21 protein-coding genes and 1 tRNA gene are annotated in these 19,857 nt (G+C 64.8%); 14 read left to right on the top strand and 8 right to left on the bottom strand.

All coding sequences use genetic code 11. The annotated features are described in order from the left end of the window. Positions 1-95: 95 nt before the first annotated feature. The 7 genes from A5766_RS02925 to A5766_RS02895 are packed head-to-tail and all read left to right on the top strand — an operon-like array spanning position 96 to position 6,405. The gene (locus tag A5766_RS02925) at positions 96-764 is read left to right on the top strand and encodes a hypothetical protein (protein ID WP_064903341.1); all 669 of its coding nucleotides are present in this window, start codon (positions 96-98) and stop codon (positions 762-764) included. A 4-nt stretch (positions 765-768) separates the two neighbouring features. Next, a complete protein-coding gene (locus tag A5766_RS02920) occupies positions 769-1,776 on the top strand; it encodes a helix-turn-helix domain-containing protein (RefSeq protein WP_064903340.1) in 1,008 nt (335 codons plus the stop codon). Then, entirely contained in the window at positions 1,748-2,911 is a 1,164-nt protein-coding gene (locus A5766_RS02915; protein ID WP_082965426.1) for a helix-turn-helix domain-containing protein, read from the top strand. Before A5766_RS02920 ends, A5766_RS02915 begins: the two co-directional genes overlap by 29 nt. Beyond that, positions 2,853-3,653 (top strand): hypothetical protein, encoded by an 801-nt coding sequence (locus A5766_RS24600; protein WP_064903334.1) that lies wholly within the window; start codon positions 2,853-2,855, stop codon positions 3,651-3,653. Before A5766_RS02915 ends, A5766_RS24600 begins: the two co-directional genes overlap by 59 nt. Next, positions 3,650-3,994 carry a helix-turn-helix domain-containing protein gene (locus A5766_RS24595; RefSeq protein WP_064903333.1) on the top strand — a complete coding sequence of 115 codons (345 nt, stop codon included), beginning with the start codon at positions 3,650-3,652 and terminating at the stop codon, positions 3,992-3,994. The genes A5766_RS24600 and A5766_RS24595 overlap by 4 nt, the downstream gene beginning before the upstream one ends. Continuing rightward, positions 3,987-5,012 (top strand): AraC family transcriptional regulator, encoded by a 1,026-nt coding sequence (locus A5766_RS02900; protein WP_064903331.1) that lies wholly within the window; start codon positions 3,987-3,989, stop codon positions 5,010-5,012. Before A5766_RS24595 ends, A5766_RS02900 begins: the two co-directional genes overlap by 8 nt. Before the next feature lie 31 nt (positions 5,013-5,043). Further along, positions 5,044-6,405 (top strand): dipeptidase, encoded by a 1,362-nt coding sequence (locus tag A5766_RS02895; protein WP_005208238.1) that lies wholly within the window; start codon positions 5,044-5,046, stop codon positions 6,403-6,405. A gap of 7 nt (positions 6,406-6,412) precedes the next feature. Here A5766_RS02895 and A5766_RS02890 read toward each other — a convergent pair whose 3' ends face one another. The 3 genes from A5766_RS02890 to A5766_RS02880 form a co-directional block, all read right to left on the bottom strand. After that, positions 6,413-7,456, bottom strand: a complete 1,044-nt coding sequence (locus A5766_RS02890; protein ID WP_064903329.1) for an acyl-CoA dehydrogenase family protein — start codon at positions 7,454-7,456, stop codon at positions 6,413-6,415. 60 nt (positions 7,457-7,516) lie between these two features. After that, a complete protein-coding gene (locus A5766_RS02885) occupies positions 7,517-8,149 on the bottom strand; it encodes a lipocalin family protein (RefSeq protein ID WP_064903326.1) in 633 nt (210 codons plus the stop codon). 351 nt (positions 8,150-8,500) lie between these two features. Further along, positions 8,501-8,908 carry a DUF7144 family membrane protein gene (locus tag A5766_RS02880; RefSeq protein WP_005208248.1) on the bottom strand — a complete coding sequence of 136 codons (408 nt, stop codon included), beginning with the start codon at positions 8,906-8,908 and terminating at the stop codon, positions 8,501-8,503. A 317-nt stretch (positions 8,909-9,225) separates the two neighbouring features. On the opposite strand from A5766_RS02880, the gene A5766_RS02875 reads away from it, so the two are divergent. Then, positions 9,226-9,299, top strand: a tRNA-Pro gene (locus A5766_RS02875). Positions 9,300-9,467: 168 nt separating this feature from the next. Here the strand turns inward: A5766_RS02875 and A5766_RS02870 are convergent. Beyond that, positions 9,468-10,544, bottom strand: a complete 1,077-nt coding sequence (locus tag A5766_RS02870) for a metallophosphoesterase (RefSeq protein ID WP_005208249.1) — start codon at positions 10,542-10,544, stop codon at positions 9,468-9,470. Positions 10,545-10,686: 142 nt separating this feature from the next. Continuing rightward, on the bottom strand, positions 10,687-13,140 hold the full coding sequence (locus tag A5766_RS02865; protein WP_005208250.1) for a penicillin-binding protein: 2,454 nt from the start codon (positions 13,138-13,140) through the stop codon (positions 10,687-10,689). Between the two features lie 404 nt (positions 13,141-13,544). Here A5766_RS02865 and A5766_RS02860 point away from each other — a divergent pair, with 404 nt between their 5' ends. Then, positions 13,545-13,856 (top strand): WhiB family transcriptional regulator, encoded by a 312-nt coding sequence (locus tag A5766_RS02860; protein WP_005208251.1) that lies wholly within the window; start codon positions 13,545-13,547, stop codon positions 13,854-13,856. A 29-nt stretch (positions 13,857-13,885) separates the two neighbouring features. Here A5766_RS02860 and A5766_RS02855 read toward each other — a convergent pair whose 3' ends face one another. Genes A5766_RS02855 through A5766_RS02845 form a run of 3 tightly spaced genes read right to left on the bottom strand, consistent with a single transcriptional unit; the run spans position 13,886 to position 16,858 of the window. After that, positions 13,886-14,698 carry an alpha/beta fold hydrolase gene (locus A5766_RS02855; RefSeq protein WP_005208252.1) on the bottom strand — a complete coding sequence of 271 codons (813 nt, stop codon included), beginning with the start codon at positions 14,696-14,698 and terminating at the stop codon, positions 13,886-13,888. A 7-nt stretch (positions 14,699-14,705) separates the two neighbouring features. Continuing rightward, on the bottom strand, positions 14,706-15,815 hold the full coding sequence (locus tag A5766_RS02850) for an ArsA family ATPase (RefSeq protein ID WP_005208253.1): 1,110 nt from the start codon (positions 15,813-15,815) through the stop codon (positions 14,706-14,708). Then, positions 15,815-16,858: an ArsA family ATPase gene (locus A5766_RS02845; protein WP_064903324.1), complete on the bottom strand. Its 1,044-nt coding sequence runs from the start codon at positions 16,856-16,858 to the stop codon at positions 15,815-15,817. Before A5766_RS02845 ends, A5766_RS02850 begins: the two co-directional genes overlap by 1 nt. A gap of 43 nt (positions 16,859-16,901) precedes the next feature. Here A5766_RS02845 and A5766_RS24235 point away from each other — a divergent pair, with 43 nt between their 5' ends. The 5 genes from A5766_RS24235 (at position 16,902) to A5766_RS02825 (ending at position 19,838) form a co-directional block, all read left to right on the top strand. Continuing rightward, positions 16,902-17,066 (top strand): DUF4177 domain-containing protein, encoded by a 165-nt coding sequence (locus tag A5766_RS24235; RefSeq protein ID WP_005208255.1) that lies wholly within the window; start codon positions 16,902-16,904, stop codon positions 17,064-17,066. A 10-nt stretch (positions 17,067-17,076) separates the two neighbouring features. After that, positions 17,077-17,553 carry a RidA family protein gene (locus A5766_RS02840; RefSeq protein ID WP_064903323.1) on the top strand — a complete coding sequence of 159 codons (477 nt, stop codon included), beginning with the start codon at positions 17,077-17,079 and terminating at the stop codon, positions 17,551-17,553. A 19-nt stretch (positions 17,554-17,572) separates the two neighbouring features. After that, entirely contained in the window at positions 17,573-18,349 is a 777-nt protein-coding gene (locus A5766_RS02835; RefSeq protein ID WP_064903389.1) for a sulfite exporter TauE/SafE family protein, read from the top strand. A 4-nt stretch (positions 18,350-18,353) separates the two neighbouring features. Beyond that, complete coding sequence (locus A5766_RS02830) at positions 18,354-18,563, top strand: hypothetical protein (RefSeq protein ID WP_005208260.1); 210 nt, start codon at positions 18,354-18,356, stop codon at positions 18,561-18,563. 153 nt (positions 18,564-18,716) lie between these two features. Next, positions 18,717-19,838, top strand: coding sequence for a flotillin family protein (locus tag A5766_RS02825; RefSeq protein WP_064861923.1), 1,122 nt, complete (start codon positions 18,717-18,719; stop codon positions 19,836-19,838). Positions 19,839-19,857: the final 19 nt, after the last annotated feature.

Here is a 19,857-nt window from a genome sequence, read left to right as displayed (position 1 = left end):
CCGAGCGCCGTGGTGACGGCAGAAGGTACGGATCAGGGCGTGTGCGTCTCGGTACGTGCCCGAAACTCGGTACCTGACAGAAAGGAGCAGTTGTCGTGACCTCTGCCGCTGTGGAGTCCCCCGACTGGCATCGCGTCCTGTTGACGCCAACGCTGTCCAAGCAGTGTTGGGGTTTCATGATCGGTTCCGCGCTCTTCGCGTTGGGATCAGCGCCGTGGATCGGTATATGGATGGGCGCTGCAAATGCGAACATCTGTTACTTCATCGGCGCGTGGTTCTTCACGGCCGCAGCGTTGGTGCAATTGCTGCGTAGCGGCGCGGTCACTGTGCCCGTCGACTACTCGCCGGGAACGATGGTGCGCGCGGAATGGCTTGCGGCAGCTACACAATTCTTCGGCACTCTGATGTTCAACACCAGCACTGCGGCCGCCCTGTCCGCGCGCAACATCGCATCGGAGAAGCATCTCGTATGGTCGCCGGATGCCGCAGGCTCGGTGATGTTCCTCATCAGCGGGATACTGGTGATCGTCGCGTACAACCACACCAGCAAGGCGTGGAATCCCGGTGATGTCGGATGGTGGTCGGCGCAGATCAACTTGTTGGGCTGCATCGCTTTCGGCGTGAGTGCAGTGGGTGCGTACATCACACCCAACGGCAATACCGTCGACGACGTCCTGGCGAACAGTTGCACGTTCATCGGTGCCGTCTGCTTCTTCGTCTCGTCGATGATCGTCTTGCCTCGGCGAATTCCTGAACGGTCGTAGGCGCATGGGTAAGCGCGAGGAGAAGCGATTCGACACGGGACGTGTGCACGACTGGTACCGGCGGGTGGGAACGTCGCCGCAACTCGGCAGCGCCTCATCGCGGCATCTGCACCGAAGCGGGGCGCGCGACGCGGAGAACTACATGCCGACGTTTGCGCTGGAACCGCTTGGCGGAGAGGACGATTTTGACGAGTACCTCTTCTGGCGTCCACTGTCTTTCGTCCTCACCTACGTGCTGCTCCGCACACCGTCGACGATGCACAGGACAACGCAGTGCATTTCGGAGTACAACTCTGACTTCGTTCTGTTCGGTACAACCGACTCCATTACGGATGGTTTTGTGACCTCCAGGGATCGCCAATACTCATTCACCTACTCCAATCCACTTGCCGCGCTGTCGATGTCGGAGACCTTCTCGATCACCAACACGACGACCGCCGAGTACGCGAGCGTCTGGGTGCCCGCCGACATGGTCAACGACGCTGACCTCGCCGAGGCCGATCCCGTGATGGAGGATTCGCCGCTGAGTCGGGCCACGGCGGTCTTCCTGCGCAATTTTGCCTACGACGTCGCGGTGCGAGGCGCCGACGTCGACCTCGACGCCGAGATGGCGGCGATCGACCTCCTTCGGTCCACCCTCAATCCACACAGGTCGCGGGAAGCGCACACCGTCGACAGCCCAGCCGTGTTGCGCGGGCGGGTGACCGATGCGATCGATCGCAACTATCGGAACCCGGATTTCGACGCCGAGTCGCTCGCGGGTCTGCTTCACCTCAGTCGACGTCAGCTCTACCGGCGCCTCGCCGAATTCGACGAATCCCCCGCGGAGATGATCGCGCAACGTCGGCTCGACCGGGCGCGGGAACTGATCGCGCGCGGCGGTTCCTATGGTCTCAGTGGAATCGCGCACGCCTCGGGCTTCTCGTCCGTGGCCACTCTTCGGAATCGTTTCACGGCGCGGTACGGAATCACGCCCCTCGAGTATGCGAGAGAAGTCAGCGATGGCTGGTGAGGCGATGAACGGCATGCGATCCGGGGACGTCGCGCAGTCGCTGTCCCAGGATGTCGTCGTGCGGTGGAAGCGGGGCCTCGGAGTCGGGCTCACCGGGCGTGCGCCGCGGACGCTGTCGGGGCGAAACGGATTGGCGCAGTTCTCGGATTGGGCGATTGCGACCGCAGCGGACCCGAGTGGTTTCGAGGCGCTCAGCTATCAGCGGACACTGTCGATGCTGCGCGTGTACGCGCAACTGGCCACCCCGTACCGACTCACGCGCGGTGTGGAAGCGGGTCGTGGAACCTCGGGCGAGGTTGTCGTCGTCGTCAACGGTCTGCGCGCCTGTACTCACGTCAGAGTCGGCGACCAGATAGGCGCGCTGCGGCCGGGGCAGATGGCGGTGAACCCGGCTGACACGCCCTTCACCCTGTGGACGACAAGTGTCACGGACCCGACGATCCTGCTGGTGCGCGAGGAGACTCTCGGCGTTGTGGACGCGGTGCTGCCTGGTGACTCGGCCAGCCTTCTCCCTCGCACGGTTGCGGCGTTCGTCCAACGCTTCGTCGCCGACGCCGCGACCGCGAACCGGCCAGTGGACGCAGAGGCTGAACGTATCGTCATCGAACTCCTGCGCGCCACCGTTACCCAACACAGTGGGCAGGTCGGGCGACACCTGTCGTCGAGCGCGGCAGTCGTCCGTCAACGCGCGCGCGAGATGATCGAGGAGCGGTATGCCGATCCGGACTTCTCCCCGGACTCCATCGCGCAGGATTTGTTCATGAGTCGACGTCAGCTCTACCGACATTTCGACGACACGGGGACGACACCGTCGAGGTTGATCAACGAACGCAGGCTGAGGTGCGCCCGCGAGCTGCTCAGTGGCGATCACCCGATGCTTCTGGAAGAAGTGGCGCATCGATCGGGGTACGCGTCGGTCAGTACATTACGGAATCGGTTCAAGTCAGAGTTCGGAATCGCGCCCCGACAATTCAGTGAAAGCGTGATTGCGCGAGCGGAAGTGCACGGTGTTTGGGAGAATCGGGTCGATCCTCCGGGGATTCCGATCCACGACACTGATTTCGAGCTAGGTGACAATGTCCGAAAGCACGATCTTCGAAGGCTCGCGGAAAGCAGCCGGCACGAAGAAGGCTGACGCGGGCCATGTGCGCGGGGCGGCGAGATACCGCCTCACTCCGCAGCTCATTGCCGCCTGGCATCAGCGTATCGGCGCCTCCGAGATCGACGGGAAGAACCTACCGCGACCTGCCTGCTCGGCCGACAGCGGAGCGTCGGACTTCATCTCGGCTATGTCGGTGGAGCCGCTGCACGGCTCGGAATTGCAACAGCACATCTTCTGGCGCACGTTGGGTGTGACCTCGGTATTCGCGCTGCTCCGCACGCCATGTACGACGGCACGCACCGCCGAATTGATCGAACGTCACCGCTCGGACTACGTGCTGGTGGCGACGCAGCAGCTTCCGGTATCCGGGCAGATCCGCCACGGCTCCCACACGTATTCCTTCAGGCAGTCGGATCGTCTGCTGATGGTCGACAATCGCTCCCCGTTCGAAGTGGAAACCTTCAGCATCTCGGATTCGGTAGGGATCTGGGTACCCACAGAGCTGTTGGGAGATGGTTTCCAGACGGGGCAGCAATCGCTTGCTCCTATCGTCATGGGGTCGACGCTTGGTTCGGCAATTGCGGCGTTTTTGGTCACCTTTGTACAGGAAGCCGCCGTGCGCGGAAAGCACATCGACTCCGACACCGAGATGAGCGTGGTCGATCTGATTCGAACCGCCATCCGACAATCCGACCTGCGTTCGTTACGCGGCGACGTGGATGCATGCTTCGCACCCGACAACGCGCTATTCGCGCAGGTCGCAGCGCGAAGGTGACCGATCGGAACTATTGGGATTCCGATTTCGACGTTGATGTACTTGCGCGCCGGCTGTATCTGAGCAGGCGTCAGCTCTACCGGTACCTCACGCCGTCGGGACAATCTCCCGCGGAGATGATCGTCGAACGTCGACTCGAGTGTGCGCGAGAGCTGTTGAGCGGCGAGGCCGACATCAGCATCGCCCGCCTTGCGCAATTCTCCGGCTTTCCGTCGGCCAACGCGCTGCGCAACAGGTTTCGGTCCCGATACGGCGTCACGCCGCAGGAGTTCCGACGTCGTCTGCAGGCGAACGACGACATCGCGGGCCTCATTCGCGACGATGGTGGCGTGAGTGGCTGAGGCTACGTCGACGCGACTCGACGACAGGGCGGTCGAGGCGTGGAAACATGAACTGAAGGCCGCGCGCCCTGATAGCTCGATGCTGATGCGCGGGGAGTCGGGAATCGCGGCCTATTCGGCCGGGTTCGGAAGGGTCACCGCCTCGGAGCCGGCCTCGTTCGTCGCGTCGGTGTTCTACCGGCCGTTGTCGGTAGTGCACGCGCTCTGCGCATTGTCGACGCCACGGCACACGGAACGTACAGCTGACGACGTAGCGGCGCAGGAGGGGCCGCCGCTGGTGATTGCCGCGGTACATCGCCTGGCGGGAACACTGCGCCTTCGCCAGTTCGGGAGGACGAAACGCTACCTCTCGAACCAACTGGCACTGATCACGACGGCCAGCCCGTTCGTGGGCGAGTTCGACGCTGTGTGCGAATCGGCGATGCTGATGATCCCGGCTCACAAGATCGACGACGGCCTCACGTCCGCGCGCAGCGGCATGTTGCCGACGATCGAGGAGACGACGTTGGGTCTGGCGACGGCGGGATTTGTGCGAGCGTTTGCCGTCGACGCCGCGGTGCGCAATCGGCCCGTGTCCGAAGAGGACGAGCTCGCCGCGATCAGCTTGATTCGTAGCACCATCGGCTACGTCGGCGCTCACCGCGTCGACAACACACGACTGGTCATCGCTGCCGCACGGGAGGCAACCGAGCGGCACTTCGCCGATCCGGAGTTCACCGCAGACGTGATGGCCGAACTACTGGGGATCGGTCGGCGACAGCTCTACCGACATTTCGTCGATTCGGAACAGTCGCCTGCAGAGCTCATCGTGGCACGACGGGTCGCCTACGTCCGTGAACTGCTCGACCAACACGATTCGTCGGCGCTCGACGTCGTTGCCGCGAAATCGGGCTTCACGTCAGCAGCATTGCTGCGCAAGCATTTTCGTGACGAGTTCAAGATGACTCCCAACGAGTATCGCGCCGCGGTGACCAGGGCGCGACCACAAGCCGACCGCGGCACGGCGCCGTCGACGTGACAGGGTCCCCGCGATGTGAGTTACTCGAAGCATGACCGATTCCACGGCTGTCGACCCCATTCGTGCTCGAGTCCACGAGCTGATGCCGCAGGCCCGCAGCGACCTCGCCGAGATGGTTGCCTTCAAATCCGTCTACGATCCCGCGGGCGAGCCGCCGCCCGACTGCGACGCGATGGTCGAGTGGCTGATCGCGACGTTCACCGAGGTCGGGGTGCGCGACGTCGAAGCGCATGTGACCGCCGACGGAAGCACGGCCGTGACCGGGCACATCCCGGGTCCGGCAGGCGCCCCGACCGTGCTGCTCTACTTTCACCACGACGTGCAACCGCCGATGGATCCCGACGCGTGGAAGTCTCCCGCATGGGAACTCACCGAACGCGACGGCCGCTGGTACGGGCGCGGTGCAGCAGATTGCAAGGGCAACATCGCCGTCCACCTCACCGCGCTGCGCGCTCTCGCGGGCGAGGCGGGAGTGAACATCAAGATCATCGGCGAAGGGTCGGAAGAGCAGGGCTCGGGAGGCATCGAGGACTTTGTGCCGAAACATCCCGAATTGCTCGACGCCGACGCCATTCTCATCTGCGACTCCGGCAACTGTACTGTGGGACAACCGACCTTGACGACGAGTCTTCGTGGTGTCGCCAATGTGGTCGTGAGCGTCGAAACACTGGAATCCGCAATGCATTCGGGCATGTTCGGTGGTGCGGCTCCCGACGCATTGGCGGCGTTGATCTCGATGCTCGCGAGCCTGCGTGACGAGCACGGCAACACCACTGTTCGCGGGCTGGATGCCACACAGGAATTCGACGGCATCGACTACCCCGCGGAGAACTTCCGGCGCGACGCCACTGTGCTCGACGGCGTGGATGTCGTTGGCTCCGGCCGTATTTCGGACATGGTGTGGGCTCGCCCGGCCGCAACGGTGCTCGGTATCGACTGTTCGCCGGTCGTCGGGTCGTCGGCTGCGGTGACCCCGCGTGCACGTGCACGCATCAACCTGCGGGTGCCGCCCGGCATGGACGCGAAGGTCGCTCAGGACGCGCTGATCGCGCATCTCGAAGAGGTCGCGCCCTGGCATGTGAAGATGTCGATCGAGCGCGAGGCCGTCGGGGCGCCGTTCTCCGGATCGACCGAGGGGCCTGCTTTCGACGCGTTGGTCGACGCGATGAGTTCCGCCTACGGGCGCGACGTGGTGATGCAGGGGCAAGGTGGATCGATTCCGCTGTGTACCGTGCTGCAGCAGACCTTTCCCGACGCCGAGATCATGCTGCTCGGCGTCGAAGAGCCGTCGTGTCTGATCCACGCGCCCAACGAGAGCGTCGACCCGTCGGAGATCGAGAATCTCGCCATCGCCGAGGCATTGTTCCTGCGCGACTACGTGCGGCCCGAGTAGTCGACTATTACTCGTTCTCTCCGCTGAAGCGTTGCAGCAGTAAGCCTTTCAATTCGGGGCGACTCGCGGCGACGAGGGTGAACGTCGCCTCGCGGGAGAGGCGGTCGGCGTCGCTTCCGACGACCAGCGCGCGGCCGCCGTCTGCCGCCACCAGCGCCGCGGCGGCGTCGACGGCCAGCTGTGCCCCGTCGGCGCGCGCGGCGAGCAGTGCGTCGGCGTCGGCGAGTGAGGTGTCGAGACGGGTGCGGATCTCGCTGCCGCGCTCGCGGAGTCGTCGCGCCTGCGCGGTTGCGCCGCCACGGTCGAGCAGCGCTGTGCAGCGGCGGAGGATGCCGAACGGCAGCGCGCCGTTGAGTCGGATGCCGATGTTCTGGGTGGCGAAGAAGTCGTCGAGCGCGACCCTGCTGACCACAAGGGCGTCGGGAACAGGGAGCGAATCCACGCGCAGGCTGACGGTGTGCGATGCGTTGCCCGCGGTGAGTCGCATCGGCGAGACCGTGATGGCTGCCGACATCGGGTGTGTGGGAACGATTGCGGCGATGTCGTCGGAGTCGACGTCGCGCGCCGAGATCTGCAGCAGGTCGATGTGGCCCCACCCGCTGACGAACGGCGCGTATCCCGAGAAGACCCAGCCGCCGTCGGTCCGCGACGCACTCATCCGTGGGGGTGTCGGAACGGCGCCCGCGTAGGCGACGCCTGCGCGGGCGCGGCCGGACACGGCGTCGTCGAGGAGTTCGTCCCGCAGGGCGTCGTTGGTGGTGCCTGCCAGCGAGATGACGACACCGTGATGCTGTAGCCAGGTGAAGGCCGTGGAGAGACAGCCACTGGTGAGGACCTCGATGATCTCGATGACCTGGGTGAGCTCGAGCCCCGGCCCGCCTACTGCTTGCGGTGCTGCGATGCCGTACAGCCCGGCGTCGGCGAGTGCCGTCCAGTGGGTGGCGGGGACCTCGCCGGTGCGGTCGACCTCTGCGGCGTCGGGAAAGAGGAGGTCGTCGGCGATGGGGTACGCGGCGGCGATGAGCGCGGTGGGGCTTGGCGCGGTGTCCACGCGTTCAGGGTAATCGGCCCGGCAGTGAACTCGAGCCGAGTTCACCGCCGAGCCGGTCGATCACACGGTGCAGAGCGGCGAGTAGTCCGAGCGGCCACCCGTGATGGGGGAGATCAGGAAGGTGCACGAGTTGAAGCCCAACGACTCCGTCTTGAGCCGCAGCATGTGCAGCTGCTCGTTGCTCACGACCTTTTGTCGGCTCAGCACGAAACCCGACAGCCGGTACGGGTCGCCGACAATGGCGTACTCATACGGGCCCTTCGGATTCTTGCCATCCGCGACCCACGCGATCACGTAATTGGGTAACGAGCCGGTGTTGATCGTGTTCGGGATTCCCGGAAAGGAAACCGCCAGCGCGGCATTGCTCTTCTTCGGGTCGACGACTGTCGCTTTTCCCTTGATGCCGTCGGGTTGCCCGGTGAAGCTGGTGCATTTGTTGTCGACGCCGACCGTCGTCGGATTGATCAGTGTGTATGTGGCGTTGGTGTCCTTGGCGCAGCGAACTCCGTAGAACGCCGGGATGGTTGCCTGCTGCCACCAGGTACCGAGGTAGCGCTCGACGTCGAGATTCTTGACCGGCTGGAGCGTGGTGTCGGCGCGAGCGGGTGCGGGCATCGACAGCAGCGATGTCATGGCGGCGAGCAGTGCTGTGGCGAGTACGACGAGAATCCGGACGGGACGCTGCGTGTGCATCGGACGACTCCTGGGGTCGGGTGGTGTTCTGGGGTTCTGGGAACGTTGCAGGATTCGACACCGACGACACGGCGGATGGGTTCGCGACCGCATTTGTCTCGCAAGAAGCCGGGTCTGTCACGCGAGAAGCAGGTTCTGTCACACGCAAGAAGCCGTCGGCCCGGTCCGCGCACTCCCGTTTTCAGTCATTTTCTCGCCGACCGTCGACGCCGACCTGGGCTTTTGCGGGTCGGCGCCGCGCCAAATGACTGAAAACGGGAATGACTGAAAACGGGAATGACTGAAAGCGGGCGAGTCCTTGTCCCAGGGCTCGCCCGCTATCTGGTGAATTGGTAGGTCAGAGGATCAGCGTCAGACGACGTCGGGTTCCCAGGTGGACACGGCCCAGATGACAACGATGTCGAGGACGATGATCAGAATCGCCCACCACGGGTTGTAGGGCAGCCAGAGGAACTGCGCGATGATCGAGAGGGACGCGATGATGATCGCCGAGACTCGCGCCCATCCGGAGCCGACCGCCAGGCCGCCCGCGACGATGATCGCGATGATGCCGATGATCAGATGAATCCAGCCCCACGTGGTGAGATTGAATTTGTAGATGTAGTCGGGAGTGGCGACATAGAGATTATCGCCTGCGATCGCGGAGATTCCCGCGAATACTCCGACGATGCCCGCCACGAACAGAAGTGCAGCGGCCACGACGGTGATTCCGAATGCGGTGCCTTGTTTCGCCTCATACTTCTCGAACTCACTACTCATGTGCCCGTACCTTTCGCATTGTCGATTCTGATGAATCGGTCGCGCTGGTCGAGAGGTGATTGTTCTGGTGTGGACACTAGTGACCACAGGGACAGATGTGTCCTTTTTGTGTGGTAGTGATGCCAAACCTTGTCTCAGAATGCGTTGTTCTGAGTCCTTGGGTGACCATGGGTGGTCGGATTGTGCTGCGTGCTTCTCGTTGTCTGCGTCTGGATTCGCGCTGCGCGGCCGCCTGTTCGCGCTGGCTGCAATCGGCACTCTGACCAGGCGATTTAGTAGCTGGGCGGTCGCGGGGGTAAGCTATCGCAGGTTGCACACGGGGTGTGGCGCAGCTTGGTAGCGCGCTTCGTTCGGGACGAAGAGGTCGTGGGTTCGAATCCCGCCACCCCGACAACGGATCTGGTTGAACCGGATCCGACAAAGCTTCTTGTGGTTGAGAAGTAGTAGCAGGCCCTGACCCGGAGTGATCCAGGTCAGGGCCTCCTCGTTTCTGGGGGCTATCCCGTGCTTCTGTTCCCGTGTTTCTGTTGGTATCGAGCCGTCAGTCCTTATCGAGCTGTCAGCTCGTCTCGGAGGCCAGCTGCGGCAGCGAGTGGTCTTCGTCGAACTCGGCGTCGCCGTGCGAGACCGGAGTGAGGGTCAGCAGGCTGGCCTCCGGGCGGCAGCAGAACCGGGCAGGCGCCCACGGCGAGGTGCCGAGTCCGGCACTGACGTGCAACTTCATCGACGTACCCCAATTCGACGGTCCCTTGACGCGGGAACGGTCGAGGTGGCAGTTGGTGACGATGGCCCCGATGCCGGGCAGGCAGAGCTGTCCGCCGTGCGTGTGGCCCGCCATCACGAGGTCGTAGCCGTCGTCAGCGAAGCGGTCGAGGACGCGTGGCTCGGGCGAGTGCGTCAATCCCAGGCGCAGATGCGCGAGCGGGTTGGGCCGGCCTGCGATCGTGTCGTAGCGGTCGCGCTCGATGTGCGGGTCGTCGACGCCCGATGCGACGACGCGGACACCGGACACCTCGAGCTCACGCACGGAGTGCGTCGCGTCGAGCCAGCCACGCTCGATGAACGCCGCACGCAGATCCTGCCAGGGCAGCGGGGTGCCGTGGGTGCGCTCGTGATCGGTTTTGAAGTACTTGAGCGGGTTCTTGGGGCTCGGCCCGAAGTAGTCGTTGGAACCGAACACGAAAAGCCCTGGGCGCGAGAGCAATCCGCCGAGCGACTGAATCACGGCAGGTACCGCGCCGGGGTGGGCGAGGTTGTCGCCGGTGTTGACGACGAGGTCGGGTTCGAACGACTCGAGTTCAGATACCCACGCCTGCTTGAGACGTTGGTTCGGCATCATGTGGAGATCGCTGATGTGCAGGACGCGCAGTGGCGCGGCGCCCGGTTCGAGGACCGACATGGTGGCGTGCCGCAACGTGAAGGCGTTGCGCTCGATCACTGTCGAATAGAAGAGCCCGCCCGCGGCGAGGCCCGCCGCCGCGCCGAGGGCACGCGCGGTGCGATGCGACGACAATTGTTCGCGGACAAACCCAGACGGAGACAACGAACCGATAGACGACGACGCGACAGAAGAGGACGCGATAGACGAGAGTGCGGCCCGCACGCGTGATGCGGCATCCGTGTGGACATCAGACATTCACCCAGGATACGCGCCACCATGGTAGGCCAACCACCTCAACGGCACGCTTCGATGAGCTCACGCCAGCGGGCTCACCGGTCGGCGTCAGCCGGATGAGCTCACCGGTCGGCGTCAGCCGGGATCAACTCACCGTTCGGTGTCAGCCGGGGAGCTGGATCACCACCGGGCCGACGCCGGGCACCTGGACTGTGGTCTGAGTCGGGCCCGGGCTGTCGCCGCTGTCGTTCTTTCTGCCGTTGCTGACGTAGATCGTGACGGTGCTGCCCGGCATCGCAGAGTCGGACGGCGCTGTGAACACCACTGTGCCCTGCTGCCTGCTGCTGTCGACCTCGAGCTGGTTGACCTTGAAGCCCGCTTCTTGCAGACGCGACGTCGCGTCGCTGGCAGGCAGTCCCGTGACCTGCGGTATTCGACCGCTGTTGTTGCCGTTCATGTAGCGCGGGTCGGCGGGCGGGAGGCTGACAGGACCGAACTTCGTCGCGATCGGGGTGAGCGCTGAATACCACGTCCGAGCGGGTTCCATGCCGCCGTAGATGTCGCCCTCGCCGCACAGTCGTGCGGGTCCGGAACACACACCCGACGGGTTGGGGCCGTCGGAGTACACGTAGGTGGCCGCGGCCATCTGGTTGGTGAATCCGACGAACGCCGCCGAGCGGTGCGCTTCCGTCGTACCGGTCTTGCCCGATACCGGAAGGTTCCAGCCCGCTGCGCCTGCTGCGCCCGCGGACGTGCCGCCGCCCCTGTCGTCCTGGCTCATCAGATTGGCCATCGTGTTGGCCATACCGGGTTCGACGACCCGCTCGCATGCGGGCGGATTGAACGCGACCGGAGTGGTCGCGGGCTTGCCGTCGGGGTCGAGGACCGGGTTGCCGTACTGGTCACGCTTGATCTTGCTGATCGACTTGACCGGGTTCGGCGGACACCACATGCCGCCGGAGCCGAGCGTCGCGGCCACGTTCGAGAGCTCGATGGCGTTGACCGGCCAGGGGCCGAGGGTGAACGAACCGAGATTGCCGTCCTTGACGTACTGCGCGATGCTCTTGTCGCCGAAACCCGACGAGCCGGGCACCGTGTATGAACGCATGCCGAGGCGAACGGCCATATCGACCGCGGGCTTCACGCCGACCTGCTGCAACAACTTCACGAACGCCGTGTTGGGCGACTGCGCGAGCGCCTGCGTGATCGACATCGACGCCGGATACTTACCGTCGTTCTTGACGCAGTAATAGTTGACCGGGCAGCCGAAGGCACCGCCGCTGTCGCCCATGCCCTCAACCGCGATGCTGCCGGGAACGGGGATGTTGGAGTTTCCCGGCAACCCCTTCTCGAGGCCCGCGGCGACGGTGAAGATCTTGAAGACCGAGCCCGCGCCGTCGCCGACCAGCGAGAAGGGCTGTGGCTGCACGGTCTGCATTGCGTTGGCATTGAGTCCGTAGTTGCGGCTCGATGCCATCGACAGAACGTCGTGCGACTTGGTGCCCGGCCGGATCACGCTCATGACCGCGGCGACACCGTCGGCGTCGGGGCTGACATTGGCCTGTGCGGACCGCACGCTGTTGCGCTGCACCTCGGGCTCGAGAGTGGTCTGGATGATGTAGCCGCCGCGGGTCACAGACGATCGCGACATGCCGTTCTCGGCCAGGAACTGCAGTGCGTAGTCGCAGAAGAAGCCGTTGTTGTCGGCGCCGATGCAGCCCTGCACCGGCGTCCGCGGCTGGGGAAGGACTCCGAGTGGGGCCTTCTTGGCAGCTTCGAGCTCGACGCGTCGGTCGGGGAAGTTGGCGATCATCGTGTCGAGGACGGTGTTGCGTCGGACGGTCGCCGCTTCGGGATTGCTGTAGGGGTTGAGCGCGGAACTCGACTGCACCATGCCCGCGAGCAGCGCCGATTCGCCTACGGTCAGATCCTTGGCGCTCTTGCCGAAGTATGTCTGTGCCGCGGCCTCGATGCCGTAGGCGTTATTGCCGAAGGGCACGACATTGAGGTAGCGGGTGACGATCTGCTTCTTCGCCTCCTGCTTGGCCGCGGCGTCGTCGAGTCCCTTTCGTTTTGCCTCGTCGCGCAGCGACTGCTCCATCGTGAGCGCCATGCGCACCTCACGCAGCTTGCGGGCGGGGGTCGTCTCGATGGCGGCCTGGCGGTCGGCCTCGGTGCGGGCCAGCACGAGGAGTTGGTAGTTCTTGATGTACTGCTGATCGAGCGTCGACGCGCCCTGCTGGACCTCGCCCGACGACGAGTTCTTGAGGAAGGCGCGGATCGTGCCCTTCCAGTCGACGCCGTCGTGCTCGAGGAAGCGTCTGTCCTCGATCGAGATGATCGCGCGGATCATGTCGGGGGAGATGTCGTTGTATCCGACCTGGTACCTGTACTGATCGAAGAGTCGTGCGATGGGTGTCCCCGCCGCGTCGGTCATCGTGGTGACCTCGGGCAGTGTTCCGCTGAGCAACTCCGACGAGACGTTCTCCACTGCCGACGCCGCGCGATTCGACGCGATACCCACGCCGCTGGCCACGGGATAGAGCAATCCGGCTACGAGCACGCCGGCCAGCACGCATGCCCCTGCGAGCGACCACAGCTTCTTCGACTTCGGCACTCGGACAGGATACGTGTGATTTCTGAGACAACCGTTTGGCCCGCCGGTGAGGTGCCCGATGGTCTCAGATCGAACGCTCCGTCTGCATGAATCGACGCTCGGCGCCGATCCGACGGGGGTTTGTCGGGACGCTTTTGTCGGTTTCCCTGCGAGTTTGCACGGTTGTGCCATTTTTCTCCGGCTCAGGGGTTGCGGTCACATGCACAGATCCTTAGATTGAGTGCAGAATGTGACTCACATAACAACAGTGACGAGAAGTGGCACGAGCATCTCTGAATCGTTCGACCACCTCAGAAATCGGTGACGTGGTGTTGGAGGCGAGCATTCGCCGGCAACGACGCAGGGTCGTTGTGCCGGGCACGGGTCGCGCACAGCGCGCAACGACAAAAGACAGGGGTCGGCTCATGGCGACATCGGCGGTATCGACCAACGAAACTCGACTGACGTGGGTGGCACGGGCACGCTGCCGCGGTGAGGACCCCGACGAGCTCTTCGTTCGTGGAGCGGCTCAACGTAAGGCCGCAGTCATCTGCCGTCACTGCCCGGTGCAACTCGAATGTGGAGCCGACGCCCTCGACAACCGCGTCGAATTCGGTGTGTGGGGTGGCATGACCGAACGTCAGCGTCGTGCGTTGTTGCGTCAGCATCCCGAGGTGACCTCGTGGGCAGAGTTCTTCGCGGCTCAGCGTCGACGCCGTGAGGTATCTGTCGGTTGATTTCGCCGTCGGTTGATCCCGCCCCGGGTTCAACCCCAGGGTGAACGGGGAAACCCGTTGCGCAAGAACGAGATCAGCAACGCGTTGAGTGCGTCGGGTTGCTCCGCCGGCACCATGTGACTGCCCGGCAGTACCGCCAGACGCGCGTGCGGGAGCGCGGCCACGACCGCCGAACTGTGCTCGAGGGTGACCTCGTCGTGATCGCCCTGCAGAACCATCGTCGGAGTCGTGATCGGCGCCAACGAATCCAGATCTATCTGCGGTTCAGTGGCGAACAGGTGCTTCATCTTTGCGTCGAACGTCGTGAAATGGTCGGCGCCATCGGGCGACAGTGCCGCGTATTGCGACCGCAGGCCCGCCATCGCACTCCCGGAATCGAGCAGTTCGGTCAACGCGCTGTCGGCAACCTTGCCGTCGTCGTTGTAGTACTGGCCGATCAACACCATGCGCGTGATCTTCTCGGCGCGCTCGCGCGCGGCCAGCACGGCCACAGCGGCACCGTCGCTCCAGCCGACGAGATGTGCCGGACCCTCGACGTGATTCTCGAGATACGCGATCGTGTCGTCGGCCATCGCCTGATATGTGATCGGGCCGTCGACGTCGGGCGTCCGCGCGTGCCCCCGACGTTCGGGGACGTGCACGCGGAATCCGGCCTCGACCAACACCGGCGCGGTGAGCGCCCACGACGTAGCCCCGCCGTACCCGCCGTGCAGCAGGACGACGGGCGGTCCGCTCCCCGCGACCTCGTGCCATTCGCGATGGCCCGCGACGTCGACGTAGGACCCTTCGAATCCGCGGAGCGTCGGGGTCGGCTGCGTGCGTGCCCGCCGACGTTGCGCCATCAGATACTCAGCCCCTGCCGGTGATCTCTTCCGCGACGGCGTGCAGGGCGTCGAGGTCGGCGACCTCGAACGGCAGCGACGGAACGCCGACGATCGGAACTGTCGGGTGCGACGCGGTAAACCGTTGCAGGAGATGCAGTTCGCGTTTGCCGGCTGCCGCGCGCGCGGCGTGCAGTCTCAGCACGCCTTCGGTGAGGTCGTCGGAAACTCTCTCCAGTGCGACGTGGGCGGCCTCTTCGGAGATGCTCGTCAGGTTGGGATGTGTGCGGTTGAGGATCAAGCCCGCCAACGGCATCGACTCCTCGCTGAGTCGGTCGACGAAGAACGCGGCCTCGCGCAGGGCGTCGGGCTCGGCCGCCGCAACCACCGCAAACCGGGTGCCGGGTTGCTTGAGCAGCTCATAGGTGCGCAGTGCGCGCTCCTGGAAGCCGCCGAACATCGAATCCAGCGATTGTACGAATGTCGCGACGTCGCGCAGCATGTCGCCGCCGATGATCGTCGACACACCACGCATCGCGAGGCTCATCGCGCCGGTGACCATGCGCCCGACGCCGCGCCCGCCGCCGACGAGCACCTTCATCAGGCGCCCCGACAAGAACGACCCGAGGCGTTGCGGGGCGTCGAGGAAGTCGAGTGCATTCCGCGACGGCGGGGTGTCGACGACGATGAGGTCCCAGCGGTCCTGCTCGAGCAGCTTGCCGAGCTTCTCCATCGCCATGTACTCCTGCGTGCCGGAGAACGACGACGCGACCGTCTGATAGAAGGAGTTCTCCATGATCGCCGCCGCGCGCTCGGGCGTCGAATGTTCGAGCACCATGTCGTCGAAGGTGCGCCGCATGTCGAGCATCATGGCGTCGAGTGAACCGGAGCCGTCGGCGGTGAGCGGTGAGACGCTGACCGGCTGAGGGTCGTTGGTCAGCTCGGTCATGCCGAGCGACTGTGCGAGCCGTCGAGCGGGGTCGATGGTGAGAACCGCGACGTTGCGGCCGTGCTCCGCGGCGTAGACGGCCATCGCGGCAGCAGTCGTCGTCTTGCCGACACCGCCTGCGCCACAACAGATTACGACGCGGGTCTCCGGATCGGTGAGGACCGAGCCCATCTTGAGGTCGAGCGGCATCACGCACCGGCTTTCTGCAGCAGGTTGGCCAATTCATAAAGCGAGCCGAGGTCGATGCCCTCGTCGAGCAGTGGTAGCTCGAGTGTCGGCACCTCGACCTCGTCGAGCTGGGCCTTGGCGATCTGCTGGGCCTGTAGGCGCGTCGCGTGCTCGATGCTCTCGGTGAGCAGACCCGCGAGGTCGGTGTCGGAGACCGGCATCTGTGCGTCGGCGAGACTCGAGGCGATCCTCGGCGCGTCGATGACTCCCTCGGCGATCGCGTCGATCTGGTCGGCGGGCAGGTAGACGGGGCTGACCTTGTTGATGATGAGGGTGCCGACGTTGACGTTCTTGGACCGCAGGTCGTCGACGGCCTCGACGGTCTCCTGGATCGGCATCGCCTCGAGGAGCGTCACCAGGTGGACGACGGTCTCGTCCGAGTGCAGCAGCCGGGCGACGCCCTCGCTCTGATTGCGGATCGGTCCGGTTTTCGCCAGATCGGCCATCGCGGTGGTGACGTCGAGGAAGTTGCCGATCCGGCCGGTCGGCGGGGCGTCGACGACGACGGCGTCGTACACGCGGTTGCCCGCCTTGTCGGTATGGATGATGCGCTCTTTGATCTTGCCGGTGAGCAGCACGTCCCGGAGGCCGGGCGCGACCGTCGTGACGAAATCGATTGCGCCGATGCGCTTCATCGCGCGCCCTGCGAACCCCAGGTTGTAGAACATGTCGAGGTATTCGAGCAGGGCGTGTTCGATGTCGATGGCGAGCGCCCACACCTCGCCGCCCCCTTCGGCGGTGGCGATGCGGGTGTCGTTCGGCGGGAGGGGCGGGATGTCGAAGAGCTGCGCAATTCCCTGACGACCCTCGCACTCGACGAGCAGCACCCGTTTACCGTCGGCGGCCAGCGCCAACGCCAGTGCTGCGGCGACGGTTGTCTTACCCGTTCCGCCCTTGCCGGAGACGAAGTGCAGGCGGGCCCGCGAAGCGCTGTCGGGCCAGGTGTTCTCCGCTTCGTCGGCGGTGCCTGGCAGTGTCTGCCCGTCGGCTGTTTTGTCGGCCACAGGTTCACCTTAGATGCTGGGTCTCTCGGGTTAGGGTGGGTCCATGACTGAAGTGACCGCCTGGGAGTACGCGACGGTGCCGCTGCTGACGCACGCCACGAAACAGATCCTCGACACCTGGGGTGCCGACGGATGGGAACTGGTCAGCGTGCTGCCCGGCCCGACCGGCGAACAGCACGTGGCATATCTCAAGCGTCCGAAGGGCTGAGGAGCGATTCATGAGCTGGAGTGAGCGACTTCCGCAGATCGGCATCGTCCTGCCTCCCGCCGCCAAGCCGGTGGCCAACTACGTCCCGGCCGTGCGCATCGGTGACCTGGTCTACACGTCGGGGCAGTTGCCCTTCGTGTCGGGCAAACTCGAGTTCCGCGGCAAGGTCCACGAGGGTGCCGATGGCACGGTCACGCCCGACCAGGCGACCAGCGCCGCCAGACAATGCACGTTGAACGCGTTGTCGGCGATCGACGCGCTCGTCGGACTCGACTCGATCACCCGCATCGTGAAAGTGACCGGATTCGTCGCCTCGGGACCGGGTTTCTGCGGTCAGCCGCAGGTACTCAACGGGGCGTCGGATCTGCTCGCCGACATCTTCGGAGAAGCCGGTGTCCACGCGCGCTCCGCCGTCGGTGTCGCAGAACTCCCGCTGGCCTCGCCGGTCGAGGTCGAGCTGATCGTCGAGGTCACGCCCGAGTCGTGATACCCACCACCCGGTGAGTATCGACGTCGTAGTCCTCCTCGTCGCGGCCGTCGCCGCGGGTTGGGTCGACGCCGTCGTCGGCGGTGGCGGCCTGATCATGATTCCGGCGCTACTGATCACCAACCCCGGTCTGGTTCCTGCGACGGCGCTGGGCACCAACAAGCTGATGGCGATCTTCGGGACGTCGTCTGCCGCATGGCGCTACTCGCGTCGGGTACCGATGGATGGTCGACGCCTCGCCCCGGTCTTCGCCTGTGCGGTCGTCTTCTCGGCTCTGGGTGCGCTCGTCGCGGGTCTGCTGCCCGCCGACGTGTTCACCCCGATTGTGCTGGTGCTGTTGGTCGCGGTCGGTCTGTTCGTCGCTCTCAACCCGCGTTTCGGCTCCCACGACGTGACCGGGAAGTCACGCCGGTCCATCATTCTCGGGCTGGTGATCTGCGGTGTTGTCATCGCGTTTTACGACGGCGTGCTCGGTCCCGGTACCGGCACGTTCCTGATCATCACGCTCACAGCGCTCGTCGGCACGAGCTTTCTCGAGAGCTCGGCGATGGCCAAGGTCATCAACACCGGAACCAACCTTGGCGCGCTCGCGGTGTTCGCGGCGCAGGGCCATGTGATGTGGCTCCTCGGACTGGCACTGGCCGTCGGGAACATCGCAGGCGCCCAACTCGGGTCGCATATGGCGCTGGGGCGAGGGAGCTCGTTCGTGCGGTGGGTGCTGCTCGTGGTGGTCGTCGTGATGGTCGCGAAGCTCGGCTTCGATATGGTCGGCACACCGGATCGAAGTCGGGGGTGAAGCCATGGTCGGTGCGATCGGAATCGTGACGCTCGGTATCGGAGGTGGCGACTCGCTCGGTGAGGTCGAGTTGCGCATCGCCGGAGGTACCGAGCGGTACCTCGCGCAGGCGCGCGAGGCCATCGACGAGGGCGAGAACATCCTCGTGATCGGCGTGCTGCCCGGGCGCGTCGTCGACGTCGAACGGTGGATCGCCCCGCCCGATGGTGTGTAGAGGTATCGCCGTACTTCAGGCGCTGCCGTATGCCGGGCCGCAATGTGATCCCGGGCTGCAGTGTGCGGGGCCGTCGGACAAAGGAACGACGCGGTGGATGGTTGTCGCGTCGGTTACGGCATGCTGTACCCGACCCAACGCAGAGGAGTGTTCATGCTCGGCTACCACGTTCCCGAACCGGACGAGGCGATGTTGATCTCGGGCAAGAAGTCCGGTGACGAAGGCGCGCCGTTCGTTGTCGTTGTCGGACACGGCAAATGGGTGATGCCCTTCTTCCGCAAGGTGCGCTACTTGTCTATGGCGTTACACGAGGCGTCGATACGCGAGGTGTGTGTGACGACGCAGGGCATCCAGTTGAATGTGCGCGCGGTGATCGCACACAAAGTCGGCGGCGACGTCGTGTCCATCGTGAACGCCGGGCAGCGTTTCATCTCCGAGCAGGAGGCCGAGATGAATCAGCTCACCGGACAAGTCTTTTCAGGTCACTTGCGTTCGATCGTCGGCTCGATGACCGTCGAGCAGATCATCCGTGAGCGTGACACGCTCGCCCGTCAGGTGCTCGAGGCGTCGAAGCGTGAGATGGGGTCGATCGGGCTGGTCGTCGACTCCTTCCAGATCCAGTCGATCGACGACATGGATTCGGGGTACATCAACGCCCTTGCTGCACCGAACATCGCCAAGGTTCAGCGTGAGGCCGCCGTCGAGCGTGCCCGCGCCGACCAGGAGGCCGCCAAGGCGCAGCAGGAATCACTGCGCAACCAGGCCGACTACGAGCGTGAGACGTCGATCAAGCGCGCGCAGATCAAGTCGGAGACCGACAAGGCCAATGCCGAGGCGGCGCAGGCGGGTCCGTTGGCAGAGGCGCGCGTGAATCAGGAGATCATCCGCGAGCAGTCGGTGTTGGCGCAGGCGCAGGCCGATCTCCGTGAGCAGCAACTGATCTCGGAGGTCGTGAAGCCTGCCGAAGCCGAGGCCCGACGCACCCAGATCCTCGCCGAGGCCGAGGCGAAGGCCGTCGAGATCTCGTCGGAGGCGGCGGCGAAGAACAACCGGATCGCGCTCGACCAGCAGTTGATCGAGCAGTTGCCCGACCTCGTCGCCGAGGTCGCCAAGGGGCTCGGTTCGGCCAATCTGACCGTGTACAACGGCGCCGAGGGGGTCAACGAGATCATGACCGGCGTGATCACCCAGGGCGCCGGTCTGCTGCGCAGCCTGCAGGACCAGCTGCAGGTGGGGCCCGCCGCCGAGCAGAGTCAGAACGGTTCCGGCCAGTAGTCGGTACGGGTTGGTGTGC

This window comes from Gordonia sp. 852002-51296_SCH5728562-b (assembly GCF_001665475.1).
GTDB classification, from domain to species: domain Bacteria; phylum Actinomycetota; class Actinomycetes; order Mycobacteriales; family Mycobacteriaceae; genus Gordonia; species Gordonia sputi.
This window is presented reverse-complemented; position numbering and strand designations above follow the sequence as displayed.

Excerpts from the sequence above, each read along its gene's own strand:
- A5766_RS02920 (WP_064903340.1), top strand. The coding sequence starts at position 769 with ATGGGTAAGCGCGAGGAGAAGCGATTCGACACGGGACGTGTGCACGAC.
- A5766_RS02915 (WP_082965426.1), top strand. The coding sequence starts at position 1,748 with ATGCGAGAGAAGTCAGCGATGGCTGGTGAGGCGATGAACGGCATGCGA.
- A5766_RS24600 (WP_064903334.1), top strand. The coding sequence starts at position 2,853 with ATGTCCGAAAGCACGATCTTCGAAGGCTCGCGGAAAGCAGCCGGCACG.
- A5766_RS02895 (WP_005208238.1), top strand. The coding sequence starts at position 5,044 with ATGACCGATTCCACGGCTGTCGACCCCATTCGTGCTCGAGTCCACGAG.
- A5766_RS02885 (WP_064903326.1), bottom strand. The coding sequence starts at position 8,149 with ATGCACACGCAGCGTCCCGTCCGGATTCTCGTCGTACTCGCCACAGCA.
- A5766_RS02880 (WP_005208248.1), bottom strand. The coding sequence starts at position 8,908 with ATGAGTAGTGAGTTCGAGAAGTATGAGGCGAAACAAGGCACCGCATTC.
- A5766_RS02870 (WP_005208249.1), bottom strand. The coding sequence starts at position 10,544 with ATGTCTGATGTCCACACGGATGCCGCATCACGCGTGCGGGCCGCACTC.
- A5766_RS02860 (WP_005208251.1), top strand. The coding sequence starts at position 13,545 with ATGGCGACATCGGCGGTATCGACCAACGAAACTCGACTGACGTGGGTG.
- A5766_RS02855 (WP_005208252.1), bottom strand. The coding sequence starts at position 14,698 with ATGGCGCAACGTCGGCGGGCACGCACGCAGCCGACCCCGACGCTCCGC.
- A5766_RS02850 (WP_005208253.1), bottom strand. The coding sequence starts at position 15,815 with ATGCCGCTCGACCTCAAGATGGGCTCGGTCCTCACCGATCCGGAGACC.
- A5766_RS24235 (WP_005208255.1), top strand. The coding sequence starts at position 16,902 with ATGACTGAAGTGACCGCCTGGGAGTACGCGACGGTGCCGCTGCTGACG.
- A5766_RS02840 (WP_064903323.1), top strand. The coding sequence starts at position 17,077 with ATGAGCTGGAGTGAGCGACTTCCGCAGATCGGCATCGTCCTGCCTCCC.
- A5766_RS02830 (WP_005208260.1), top strand. The coding sequence starts at position 18,354 with ATGGTCGGTGCGATCGGAATCGTGACGCTCGGTATCGGAGGTGGCGAC.
- A5766_RS02825 (WP_064861923.1), top strand. The coding sequence starts at position 18,717 with ATGCTCGGCTACCACGTTCCCGAACCGGACGAGGCGATGTTGATCTCG.